Raw genomic sequence first — 11,762 nt, 5'->3', positions numbered from 1 at the left:
GGTGCTCTATGGTTAAAATAGGTGAGAAAACAACAAAAAATACAAGGGATACGGGTATTACAGTCGGTACACAGCTGCCTCAGCACGAATTAACCATACCTGTCTTCCAAACAGAAGGTAAAACGGCATTGTTGTTCATTTCTCTGCACTGTATGCATTGTGTCGATTTGCTGCCGTATATTAAAAAGATCCAAAACAACTATCCTTTCACATTTTTTCTTTACAGTAACGGTGATAAGGATGATCATGCTGAAATGGTAGAGTACTTTGGGTGGGATTTTTCGGTAATTACTGCCAGTGTAGAAAAAATGGAAACCATCTTTCATGTTGCGGCACTACCGTTCGGGATACTATGCGATGAAAATAAACGAGTAATAGAAAAATCAGTTGTATACAATGACGCCGGATTCGACTTCTTATTTCAATCAACGAGCCTACAGGACGGAGGATGAGGATGGGAATAAGAAAATTTGGTTGGTTCCTTATTATTTTTGTTTTACTTTTCACACAAGCCTGCACTCAGAAGGCCCCCCCCTCAAATGAGAAAATTACTCTGAATGTATGGGCATGGGATGGCAATTACAATAGATTTGCTGCCGACTTTATGGCGAAGAATCCTAACATTAGGCTTCAATGGATCGAACCGTTTGAGCAGTCCCATAAAGACATTCTACTCAATGAAAACATAGACTTCGAGAGCTACAGGAAGCAATACTTCGAGGCATTGGATAAGGCTCAGCCCGATGTCATTTTATTAACGGAGAGTAGCACTTATCATACACTAGCTTCCACTGGTAAACTTCTGTCACTTGAATCGTATATTGAGAAGGAGGAGTTTCAAAAGGAAACGTATTCTCAACACCTGATTGAAATGCTGCGTTCAACAGGCAATGGGACCTTATTCGCAGTGGCCGTTGGCTTTTACAATGAAGCTTTGTTTTATAACAAAACGTTGTTACAACAATACGGTGTCGAAGTTCCGGAAGCTGGACTTTCGTGGGAGGCTATGCTGGATATTACCAAGTTATTGCCGACCGGTCCGGAAAAAGACGATATTCACGGTTATTTTGTCGGAACGAGAGAGAAACCGAGCACCTCATGGTCTGTAATTAAGAATATTGGCCTGTCGCGCGGCCTTAAATATGCAGATCTGGAACAAAAGAAAGTGACCTTAAATACAGAAAGCTGGCAGAAAATATGGGAGATGGTGCTTGAGGGTTATAAGTCGGGAGCAATGTATGAGCATATTGAAAAAATGCCTATTAATCCGTTATCCGGCTATCCTGATATAATTCCTGAAATCGCCTATGGACCGTTCTTTTCCGGGAAATCGGCTTTTTCTATACGCAGTCCGTACTTTATAGAAGTATTAAAAAAGGGGAATGTTCCCTTCGAGTGGGGAATCGTTCCTGAGCCTATTGATTCCAAAATGGCTGAAGGCGTATCCATGAGCCCCTCTGAACTCTATGCGATTAATGTTGCCTCCGGTCACAAAGAAGAAGCATGGGAATTGCTCAATTATTTGGTTAGCGAGGAGAGAGCGAAACAGTTGGCATCCAGTGAAAATATTATGGATACACTGCCAGCACGCACGAACACTGTTAAATCAAATGATCCGCAATTTGCCCCGTTTTATGCTTTGCCGCCTTCTCAGAATGCATTCTATTTTGAGGGAACGATCCCCCCAAAATTCTCGGAAAAGGTTTCTAGTATCGCCCTAAAGCTGTTTGCTGAACTGATGGAAGATAAGTTGACCGTAGCGGAGGCGCTTGAAAAGCTCCAGAATGAAGCGCAGGTTGAGATGAATGCCTTAAGCGGGTCCTAACGATTAAAATCTCATGATACGTAGGAGGTTAACATGAGCAAGAATAACAATTCGCTTGATTCGGGTGATTCTCACCTGTTGAAAGCAAGCTTGCTGGCATGCGATAGTGTAGAGATTGTACATGAGAAGAAGTGTTATAAATTGGGACATGTCGTTAATGAAATAGAGGTTCCACTATTCCCATATGCTTGTAAAACAAGTTTTTTTATTAAATTTTCTTATTTGCCCAACGATCATACGATTGATTTTTCACTCGAAATCGTGGACCCCGCAGGTGTAATTATTGCCGCTATTCCACCTAACGCGATTCATAATGTAAGAAAGAAGGACCAGGTCGCAGGATGCGACACGGACCGGACCATCATTTATGTTGTTTCTATGCCGGGGATTTTTCAGGCTAGCTTGAAAGTCGACGGAACCTTGATGGACACCTATCCGATTACCATTCGTCAGTTCGACATTATTGCTGATATATGATCGTGATTTGAAGAGGGCGGTTAACAAGATGGGAGTCAAATTGCCCTCTGGGTATCGCATGTGATGAAAATAAACAGGTAATTGAAAAAACTATTGTATACAATGATGCCGGATTCGATTTCTTATTTTAATCAACAAGCGTACATACAGGAGGATGACGATGGGAAGAAAAAAATCAGGTTGGATCTTTATCATTTTTGTTTTACTTTTCACACAAGCCTGTACGCAAATGGAACCCCATTCAATTGAAAAGGTTTCGCTGAAAGTATGGGCATGGGATGGCGTTTACAATAGCTTTGCGGCCGATTTTATGGCGAAGAATCCTAACATTACGCTTCAATGGATCGAACCGTTTGAACAGACCAATCTATTCAATGAAATCGTAGACTTCGAGAGCTACAGGAAGCAGTACTTTGAGGCACTTGAAAAGGCTCAGCCTGATGTCATTTTATTATCGGATAGTAGCACTTATCATACACTAGCATCCTCTGGTAAACTTCTTTCACTTGAATCGTATATTGAGAATGAAGAATTTCATAAGGAAACGTATTCTTCCGACCTACTTGAAATGCTGCGTTTATCAGGCAATGGGACCTTATTCGCATTGGCCGTTGGTTTTTACAATGAAGCTTTGTTTTATAACAAAACGTTGTTACAACAATACGGTGTCGACGTCCCGAACGCTGGATTGTCATGGGAGGCCATGCTGGATATTACTAAGTTATTGCCGACCGGCTCGAAAAAAGACGATATTCACGGTTATTTTGTCAGAACGAGCCAGGAACCGTCTTACCTATGGGGTCTGATTCAGGAAATCGGCCTGTCGTACGGTCTTAAATACGCAGATTTGGAAAAAAAGAAAGCGACCCTGAATACGGAAAGCTGGCAGAAAATATGGAAGATGGTGCTGGAGGGTTATAAATCGGGAGCAATATATGAGCATATTGAAAAAATGCCTATTAATCCATTATCCGGCTATCCCGATATAATTCCCGAAATCTTCTATGGACCATTCTTTTCCGGAAAATCGGCTTTTTTTAAACGCGGTCCGGACTTTATAGAGGAATTAAAGAAGGGGAATGTTCCCTTCGAGTGGGGAATCATTCCTGAGCCTATTGATTCCAAAATTGGTGAAGGCGTTTCGATGCATCCCGCTGAATTCTATGCCATCAATGCTGCCTCCGGTCACAAAGAAGAAGCTTGGGAGTTGCTAAACTATTTGGTTAGCGAGGAGAGAGCAAATCAGCTGGCATCTATTGAAGATACTAGTAGTAAACTGCCGGCCCGCACGAACACCGCTAAATCAAGCGATCCGGAACTGGCCCCGTTTTATGCCTTGTCGCCTTCTCGGAATGGACGTTTTTTTGAGGGACCAATCCCTCCCAAACTTTCGGGAAAGGTTGCGACTACTGCTCAAAAACTGTTTGCCGAGCTGCTGGAAGATAAATTGACTGTAGAGGAGGCGCTTGAAAAACTCCAGAATGAAGCGCAGGTTGAGATGAATGCCTTAAGCGGGTCATAACGATTTTGCACTCAACGCGATGACGAAAGGCGGAGAACAAGATGGAAAACATATTGGCTCTAATAACGGTATTGCTTTCGTTCGTATTTTTGATTTCTTTTTGCGCGAAAGCATTCGCGTTTTTCTCATTTATCGATTCCATCACTCAGTTTGGCATCGTGCCCAAAAGATATGTCCGAGCAGTCGCTTGGTGCGTACTTATCGCTGAGGCTGTCCTTGCGGTCGGCCTGCTGTTTTCTTCTTCCCCACGTTACTTTTTTATGATGGCGGGTTTGATGCTATTCGCTTTAACCGGAGCTCTTGGGCATGCTTACGTAAACAAGAATTCGGTTCATTGCTCCTGTTTTGGTGAAAGCAATGAAAAAACGCATTTACCGTTTGCTATCCTACGGAATATGATTCTGATTACTCTGTGCCTATACGTGTTGCTTATGGATCAGGTGCAGATTCATTTCGAATTCGAAAGGATGCATCTATTTTTGGTGCTTGTCGAGTGTTCCTTAATCATACACTTTTTTTTGTTGTTTCGCCGGATGAGAAAGGGAAGCTATGAAAGGTTCGATATTGAATGAATCATTTGGTTTATGAATATTTTATATGGTCTGTAGGGATAGGGATGACGGTTGTTTCCCTTTTATTATTACGCGAAATCAGGGCGTTGAAGCTGGGAAGAACCGTTCAGCATATGATTTGGGAGCAGACCGGAGCTTGGGAGGGAGAAGGAGCGTCGGCGGCCTTCATTTGTCTTTTTCTGAATATGGGTCCGAACAATTCGGAAATCGTTCTGGCGTTAAAGAAAAAGTATGCGGATCGTCCGCTGACTGTCATCTTGAATGCCCCTGCATGGCAAGCGAATGTATTGAGAAAAAAAATAAATGGCCAAGCGATTATTCTATCGGATGAAACTGGAAAAATGGGCCGCCATTGGGGTCACCTTAGGAACCCGATTTATATCATTATTGACCAATACGGTAAAATAGTGAAGAAAGATCTTGTTATACACTAAAATAACATAATTAATGAGACGAAGCATAAACGGAGGCTAATGAAATGAAGATTCCCCGATATATCACAGTTTTATTCGTCTTCATGTCGGTTGTGATCGCACTTTCCGGGTGCCAAATCGGCGGCAAGACCCGAAATAACGAGACTGGAACGCTAGTTGTGCTCGATCAGAACGAGTCATTATTTAAATCGCACTATTTGCCGCATATCACGAATGCCTACCCGGAGCTGGAAGTCAAACTTGTGCCGTATGAAGCTTATATGAGCGAACAAATGAGCAAAGTTGGCATGGGCGCTCGGGAAGAAGCGCTGCACGAGCTGTTAGAACAATATAATCCGGACATCATCATTGCAAGGGATGATGAAACCTATCGGCAGTTAATTGAGGGTAACCGATTGAAGGTGCTGGATGGTCTCATTCAAGAAGGAAAGTTAGAGTTGGATCTCGCGGCGACGGAGTTGCTGGATCCGATCAAAGACAACGACGGGCTAAAGTACGCGCTGGCCTCTCATTTTTCAGGCTCAGTGCTCTATTACAACAAAAACGTATTCGAAAAGGTTGGTGTTCCGCTGCCTACGGAAGGAATGACGTGGGAACAGGTGTATCAGCTTGCGGCACAAATTCCAGCGAAAGACGAAGGGGAAGATTCGGTCTACGGTTTTGCAAACGCAATTGCCAGCAGTCCTTATTTCTCGATTCTGGGAATCGGAGCGAGCGAAGGGCTTTCCTATTTAGATGAGGCAAGCGAGAAAGTGACGGTCAATACGCCTGAATGGAGACGGATATGGGAGATGGTTCTGGTACCATTGCGCGAAGGTCATATATTCTCAACCCGACAAGGCGAATCGAACGGAAATCCTATGGCGTTGTTCAAGGAAGGGAAAATCGCCATGATGTACGCGAACGAAACGATTCTGTCACAGTTAATCAATGACAATCTTCCTTGGGACACTGTTGCGGCGCCGATAAACCCGAGGTATTCGGATCAAGGCAACGGTCTTCATTATCTCGCATATTTTGGCATTCATACGAAAGGAGGAAGGACCGAGCTCGCTTGGGAAATAATCAAACAACTGAACGGTGAAGAGATAGCCGGAGCGAACTGGGGCCAAGGAATCCCGCTCAGAAAGAAACTAGCGGACCAACAATTCAAAGGAACAGACTTGACGCCTTTTTACCGGCTTGCGGCTTACCCTGCTTCAAGCGGGGCTAAATTGCCGAAAAAAATAACTTCCGATTTCTTGATGAACTTCTTGATGGAAGGGGAAAGGAAGGCGATTGCCGTTATTTCTAGCGAACTGACCATCGATCAAGCTCTGAAGCAATTAGAGGAAATGGGACAGTTGTTGTTAGAACAAGATCGTGCGAAGGTGAAGTAACCGATTAGCTTATATGTCAATATAGCGCCGCTCACATTAAAAATCTCTCTTGGCGTTCTTCCTCTTCTTTGCTTGGCATGAGCCGGGGCCAGTGAGTATGATCACTTCTCTGATTCCGGCTTTTCCTTCGCATGTTTTCTCCGTGATTATTCCACTTCGATTGCTTTTACGGTTTCACCCTCAATTAAGACGGGCTGGTAGTAGGTGCTCACGGGCAGATCTTTTTTGCCTTGTAAATTTTTGATGACCCAGTCAGCTGCGTCTCGCCCCATTTGTTCTTGGGGGTGCGTCAGCGTCGTTAGCTTTATATTTGCGTTTTTGGCGATATAAGAATTGTCCTGTCCAATGATGGATAGGTCGTCCGGAATAGAGATTCCGAGTTCCCGGCATACATTCACAACCTCCAAGCCTACCTCGTCGTTGTAGCACACAAGCGCAGTCAATTCATCTCGATTGTCGTTCAGATACACTTCCAAGTTAGCGGACAGGTCCGACTTGGTCGATGTATCGAATGAAAGCACATGCTCTTGCTGGAACCGCAATTTGGCTTCGCCTAGCGCTTTAATAAATCCTTTCATTCTGAACTTCCCTTGCAGATCATCCATCTTGGCGATGATGCCGATCTGGGTATGCCCTTTGGCAATCAGCTCCCGGGTTGCAAGATAGCTGGACTGCACGTCATCCAGACAGAAGAAAGGAACCTCCAACTCTTCATAATAGGCATTGATCATCGTGAACGGAACATCCTGCTCCTTAAAAGACAGGTAGTAAGCGATATTGGGGTTATACACGTTGCTTCTAGTAGGTTCTATAATCAGGCCATCCACGCCGTAGGACAGCATCATTTCCAAAGCTTTTTTTTCCTGGGAGATATCATTATTGGTGCTGGCTAGCAGCAATGAATAGTTATCTTCATTTAATCGGCTTTCAATGCCGCGGATAATGGAGGGAAAGATGTAATCCGAGATATAGGTTGTGATGACGCCAATCGTTTTATTCATCGTTTTTGTACCCGTTCTTGACCGGTATTGGCTGCTGACGTACGTGCCGGATCCCCTCTCGCTTCGCAGGAACCCCTCGTTCGACAACTCCAGAATGGCCTTTCGAACTGTCTGACGGCTTACGTTGTAGCTCTCCTGCAAAGCAAGCTCCGAAGGGATTTTCTCACCTGTTTTGTACGTTCCCGAGAGGATATAGCTTTTGATATCATCAATAATGAGCTGGTACTTTGGCTTCACGCAATCCACTTCTTTCATCGTTGTTCGAAAAGTTGTACGTACACATTTTAGCATGAATTGCTTGAAATGCAAACGTAACGACATCATTTGTGGTTTTAACCGTACAAGTTCTTTGCTCATTTATATGTAAAGATACTATTGATACTATTGATGAGGAAAGTATGGTGGGGTAGTAACTTATGTTAGTATAACTATTGAAATATATTGACAAATGTACGTACAGAAAATATACTAAGGCTGTCAGAAAGAGAAAGCGCCTTCTTTCTATTGGCATTTTCGGTCGTTTCATGAAGTGACCGATCCGATGGGAAGCAGCTAGTATAGAAATCGATGGGGTTAAATCACGAAATTGGACGCGATATAAGCGATTTGATTTTCGTGCAAACTACGAGCAGAGAGGGGCTATATGTGATCATGAATCAAGTCGATTTGAAAGAAGCGATAACCAAGGGAGAAACCTCGCTGGGTATCGAATTTGGATCCACACGGATCAAAGCGGTGTTGATCGATCGTCGTTTCGAGACCATCGCATCGGGAAGCTTTGAGTGGGAAAATCAGTTGAAAGACGGATATTGGACTTACAATCAGGAAGATATTATAACAGGCCTCCAAACCGCTTATCGTGAAATGAAGCAGGAGGTAGAACGTAATTACGGAGTCGCCCTCCGGACCGTCGGTTCAATCGGATTCTCCGCTATGATGCACGGCTACATGGCATTCGATAGCACGGGCGACCTGCTAGTGCCGTTTCGGACTTGGCGCAATGCAACAACAGGCGCGGCAGCGAGGGAGCTAACGGACTTGTTCCAGTTTAATATTCCAGAACGCTGGAGTATTGCCCATCTGTACCAAGCCATATTAAACCAAGAGGACCATGTGCCTCGCATTGATTTCGTAACGACGTTGGCCGGATATATCCACTGGCTGATGACCGGCAATAAAGTGATCGGCATCGGAGATGCTTCAGGCATCTTCCCTATAGATGAGTCAATCCATAATTACCATCCAACGATGGTCAAGCAATTCAATGAATTAACCGCAGCCAAAGGCTATTCGTGGAAGCTAGGGGAGCTTCTACCTAAAGTGTATGTCGCAGGCGAGCAAGCAGGCGAGCTGACGGTGGCGGGAGCCGCGATTCTAGACCCTGCCGGCGATCTGCAGTCCGGCGTTCCGCTATGTCCTCCGGAAGGCGATGCCGGCACAGGCATGGTTGCGACGAATAGCGTAAAGAAGCGTACGGGCAACATCTCCGTAGGGACATCCGTTTTTGCAATGATTGTATTGGAGAAAGAGTTATCCAAGGTTTATCCGGAGATCGACATGGTCACGACGCCAGACGGCAGTCCGGTCGGCATGGTGCATGCGAACAACTGCTCCAGCGATCTTAACGCTTGGATGGGATTGTTCCGCGAGTTCTCCGAGGCTATGGGGTACGATGCGGATTCCGGCAAATTGTTCAGCGTGCTGTTGAATAAGGCATTGGAAGCCGACCCGGATGGCGGCGGTTTGCTTAGCTACGGTTATCTCTCTGGCGAGAATATTACAGGAATCGACAAGGGCAGGCCGTTGTTCGTCCGCTCGCCTGAAAGCAACTTTACGCTGGCTAATTTCATGAGAACGCACTTGTTCACAGCTTTCGGAGCGTTGAGGCTCGGAATGGACATTTTGACCGAAAACGAACAGGTGGCCATTGACAGCATCTTGGCTCATGGCGGCCTCTTCAAAACCCCTGTCGTTGGACAAAAAGCTTTGGCCGCTGCGCTGAACGTACCGATCTCGGTCATGTCGACAGCCGGCGAAGGCGGGGCATGGGGCATGGCGCTTCTGGCTTCTTACATGACGAACAAGGATCAAGAACTGAGCTTGGACGAGTTCCTCGAGCAGAAAGTGTTCAAGGATGCCGAAGGACAGGAGATTGCTCCGGATAGCTCGGATGTCGAAGGGTTCCAAGTATTCATCAAACGATACTATGCAGGGCTTGCCATCGAACAAGCTGCTGTAGACCATCTGCTAGAGAACGGGAGGAACTAACGTTGTTAGAACAACTGAAAGAAGAGGTATATCAAGCAAATCTGGATTTGCCGAAGCACGGACTTGTGAAATTCACTTGGGGCAATGCGAGCGCCATCGATCGGGAAAGCGGCCTGTTCGTGATCAAACCGAGCGGAGTCAGCTATGAGAAAATGAAACCGAGCGACATGGTTGTTGTGGATCTCGACGGCAATGTGGTCGAGGGAGAGATGAGACCTTCCTCTGATACGGCGACGCACGCCGTGTTGTACAAACACTATTCGCAAATTGGCGGCATCGTGCATACTCACTCGACCTGGGCAACCATCTGGGCGCAAGCGGGACTCGATGTACCTGTAATGGGAACGACGCATGCGGACACCTTTTATGGCGCCGTGCCTTGCGCACGGTTCTTGAACCAAGAGGAGGTTGACCGGGGATACGAAGCGGAGACAGGTCACGTTATTATCGAAACGTTCGAGAAACGTGGATTGGATGTTTTGGCGATCCCAGCTGTCCTGCTCCAGGGACATGCGCCTTTCACTTGGGGGAAAGACGTGAAGTCGGCGGTCGTGAACAGTGTCGTACTGGAGGAAGTGTGCAAAATGAATTTGTACGCGCGTCAATTAAACAACTTTGCCAAAGAGTTGCCTCAAGGCATTCTGGATAAGCACTATCTTCGGAAACACGGGAAAGATGCCTACTACGGGCAGAAATAATCGCTATACCTAATTTTAAATACAGAAAAGAGGATGATTAAAATGTCAGTAACAGCAGCTAAACAATTTTGGTTCGTCGTAGGTTCGCAGCATTTGTACGGGGAAGAAGCGCTCGCTGAAGTGAAGGCACATGCGCAGACGATGACCGATGCCTTGAATAATAGCGGTGTACTCCCTTACCCGCTTGTCTTGCAGGATCTGGCTGTCAGCGCCGATAAAATTACAAGCATCATGAAAGAGGTCAACTATCGCGATGATGTGGCAGGCGTCATCACATGGATGCATACGTTCTCGCCTGCGAAAATGTGGATTCGCGGCACGAAATTGCTGCAGAAGCCTCTGCTTCATTTGGCAACCCAGTTCAATGAAAGCATTCCTTGGGCAACGATCGATATGGACTTCATGAACTTGAACCAAGCCGCTCACGGCGACCGCGAATACGGCTTCATCAATGCCCGTCTGAAGAAACAAAATAAAATCGTCGTAGGCTACTGGGAACGTGCGGAAGTGCAGCAGCAAATTGCGGATTGGATGGACGTAGCGGTTGCTTATAACGAAAGCTTCAGCATCAAAGTAGCCCGTTTCGGTGACAACATGCGTAATGTTGGCGTAACGGAAGGGGACAAGGTCGAGGCGCAGATCCAATTCGGATGGACCGTGGACTATTACGGCATCGGCGACCTAGTGCAATACGTGAATGCCGTTACAGAGCAGGAAATCGATGATCTGATGGCCCAATATGCGGAGCTCTACACCTTCGATTACGGCACGAACAGCAAAGAAGCTTGGGAAGCGAGCGTGAGAATCCAAGCGAGTTATGAAATCGCCATTAAGCGTTTCTTGGACGAGAGAGGTTATAATGCTTTCACGACGAACTTCGAGGATTTGCATGGAATGAAGCAGCTTCCTGGCCTAGCGGTCCAACGTCTGATGGCGCAAGGCTACGGCTTTGCCGGCGAGGGCGACTGGAAGACTGCCGCGCTTGATCGCTTGCTGAAAGTGATGAGCCGCAATCAAAACACGGGCTTTATGGAGGATTACACGTACGAGATGGCAGCCGGCCAAGAAGCCATCCTGCAATCCCATATGCTTGAGGTAGATCCATCCTTGGCAAGCAACAAGCCTACAATTCTTGTTTCACCGCTCGGAATCGGCGATCGTGAGGATCCGGCGCGCCTTGTATTCGATGGGAAAGCGGGCGAAGGCGTCGTTGTATCGATGGCTGACTTCGGCACTCATTATAAATTGCTGATCAATGAGGTTTCCGCATTCGAACCGACGGTTCCGGCTCCTAACCTTCCTGTTGCTCGCGTCCTGTGGACGGTTAAGCCAAACTTCCAGGATGGCGTAAGAGCTTGGATCGAGAATGGCGGCGGCCACCATACCGTCGTTTCCTTGAACCTGACGACAGACCAAATCGTGACCTATGCGAAGCTGGTTAACTTGGAATACGTCGTTATTAAGTAATTCCTTATTAAGGTGAAGGAAAGCGGACTCGCAACCATTGCACGGCCGCTTTCATGAGCCAAATGTACAAAACCGTTTCTTTCGTGAATGGGTAATTCCATTTGCCAAGAAACGGTTTT

General features: G+C 46.1%; 11 protein-coding genes. 10 read left to right on the top strand and 1 reads right to left on the bottom strand.

The window, feature by feature from the left end; genetic code table 11:
- The first annotated feature begins 8 nt into the window (after nucleotides 1-8).
- The 7 genes from FHS16_RS20210 to FHS16_RS20180 all read left to right on the top strand — a co-directional run bounded on the left by FHS16_RS20210 (nucleotide 9) and on the right by FHS16_RS20180 (nucleotide 6,209).
- A complete protein-coding gene (locus FHS16_RS20210; RefSeq protein ID WP_183566797.1) occupies nucleotides 9-452 on the top strand; it encodes a thioredoxin domain-containing protein in 444 nt (147 codons plus the stop codon).
- 2 nt (nucleotides 453-454) lie between these two features.
- A complete protein-coding gene (locus FHS16_RS20205) occupies nucleotides 455-1,825 on the top strand; it encodes an ABC transporter substrate-binding protein (RefSeq protein ID WP_183566794.1) in 1,371 nt (456 codons plus the stop codon).
- 33 nt (nucleotides 1,826-1,858) lie between these two features.
- Nucleotides 1,859-2,302, top strand: a complete 444-nt coding sequence (locus tag FHS16_RS20200; RefSeq protein WP_183566791.1) for a DUF6941 family protein — start codon at nucleotides 1,859-1,861, stop codon at nucleotides 2,300-2,302.
- Nucleotides 2,303-2,462: 160 nt separating this feature from the next.
- Complete coding sequence (locus tag FHS16_RS20195) at nucleotides 2,463-3,824, top strand: extracellular solute-binding protein (protein WP_183566788.1); 1,362 nt, start codon at nucleotides 2,463-2,465, stop codon at nucleotides 3,822-3,824.
- Between the two features lie 41 nt (nucleotides 3,825-3,865).
- Nucleotides 3,866-4,396 carry a MauE/DoxX family redox-associated membrane protein gene (locus FHS16_RS32690; protein WP_183566785.1) on the top strand — a complete coding sequence of 177 codons (531 nt, stop codon included), beginning with the start codon at nucleotides 3,866-3,868 and terminating at the stop codon, nucleotides 4,394-4,396.
- Nucleotides 4,393-4,830 carry a thioredoxin domain-containing protein gene (locus FHS16_RS20185; RefSeq protein ID WP_183566782.1) on the top strand — a complete coding sequence of 146 codons (438 nt, stop codon included), beginning with the start codon at nucleotides 4,393-4,395 and terminating at the stop codon, nucleotides 4,828-4,830. The genes FHS16_RS32690 and FHS16_RS20185 overlap by 4 nt, the downstream gene beginning before the upstream one ends.
- Before the next feature lie 44 nt (nucleotides 4,831-4,874).
- On the top strand, nucleotides 4,875-6,209 hold the full coding sequence (locus tag FHS16_RS20180) for an ABC transporter substrate-binding protein (protein ID WP_183566779.1): 1,335 nt from the start codon (nucleotides 4,875-4,877) through the stop codon (nucleotides 6,207-6,209).
- Nucleotides 6,210-6,355: 146 nt separating this feature from the next.
- On the opposite strand, the gene FHS16_RS20175 is transcribed toward FHS16_RS20180, so the two are convergent.
- Nucleotides 6,356-7,447 carry a GntR family transcriptional regulator gene (locus tag FHS16_RS20175; protein ID WP_183566776.1) on the bottom strand — a complete coding sequence of 364 codons (1,092 nt, stop codon included), beginning with the start codon at nucleotides 7,445-7,447 and terminating at the stop codon, nucleotides 6,356-6,358.
- Nucleotides 7,448-7,861: 414 nt separating this feature from the next.
- On the opposite strand from FHS16_RS20175, the gene FHS16_RS20170 reads away from it, so the two are divergent.
- Genes FHS16_RS20170 through araA form a run of 3 tightly spaced genes read left to right on the top strand, consistent with a single transcriptional unit; the run spans nucleotide 7,862 to nucleotide 11,643 of the window.
- The gene (locus FHS16_RS20170; protein WP_183566773.1) at nucleotides 7,862-9,478 is read left to right on the top strand and encodes a xylulokinase; all 1,617 of its coding nucleotides are present in this window, start codon (nucleotides 7,862-7,864) and stop codon (nucleotides 9,476-9,478) included.
- Between the two features lie 2 nt (nucleotides 9,479-9,480).
- Nucleotides 9,481-10,176: an L-ribulose-5-phosphate 4-epimerase gene (locus tag FHS16_RS20165; RefSeq protein WP_183566770.1), complete on the top strand. Its 696-nt coding sequence runs from the start codon at nucleotides 9,481-9,483 to the stop codon at nucleotides 10,174-10,176.
- 42 nt (nucleotides 10,177-10,218) lie between these two features.
- Entirely contained in the window at nucleotides 10,219-11,643 is a 1,425-nt protein-coding gene (gene araA, locus FHS16_RS20160; protein ID WP_183566766.1) for an L-arabinose isomerase, read from the top strand.
- Nucleotides 11,644-11,762 lie beyond the last annotated feature (119 nt).

The organism is Paenibacillus endophyticus (assembly GCF_014192395.1).
Classification (GTDB): domain Bacteria; phylum Bacillota; class Bacilli; order Paenibacillales; family Paenibacillaceae; genus Pristimantibacillus; species Pristimantibacillus endophyticus.
Note: the sequence above shows the minus strand (reverse complement) of the source record. Positions and strands in the feature narration are given on the sequence as shown.

What these genes read in the sequence shown, in the direction of transcription:
- FHS16_RS20210 (WP_183566797.1), top strand. Translation starts at nt 9, where the DNA reads ATGGTTAAAATAGGTGAGAAAACAACAAAAAATACAAGGGATACGGGT.
- FHS16_RS20205 (WP_183566794.1), top strand. Translation starts at nt 455, where the DNA reads ATGGGAATAAGAAAATTTGGTTGGTTCCTTATTATTTTTGTTTTACTT.
- FHS16_RS20200 (WP_183566791.1), top strand. Translation starts at nt 1,859, where the DNA reads ATGAGCAAGAATAACAATTCGCTTGATTCGGGTGATTCTCACCTGTTG.
- FHS16_RS20195 (WP_183566788.1), top strand. Translation starts at nt 2,463, where the DNA reads ATGGGAAGAAAAAAATCAGGTTGGATCTTTATCATTTTTGTTTTACTT.
- FHS16_RS32690 (WP_183566785.1), top strand. Translation starts at nt 3,866, where the DNA reads ATGGAAAACATATTGGCTCTAATAACGGTATTGCTTTCGTTCGTATTT.
- FHS16_RS20185 (WP_183566782.1), top strand. Translation starts at nt 4,393, where the DNA reads ATGAATCATTTGGTTTATGAATATTTTATATGGTCTGTAGGGATAGGG.
- FHS16_RS20180 (WP_183566779.1), top strand. Translation starts at nt 4,875, where the DNA reads ATGAAGATTCCCCGATATATCACAGTTTTATTCGTCTTCATGTCGGTT.
- FHS16_RS20170 (WP_183566773.1), top strand. Translation starts at nt 7,862, where the DNA reads ATGAATCAAGTCGATTTGAAAGAAGCGATAACCAAGGGAGAAACCTCG.
- araA (WP_183566766.1), top strand. Translation starts at nt 10,219, where the DNA reads ATGTCAGTAACAGCAGCTAAACAATTTTGGTTCGTCGTAGGTTCGCAG.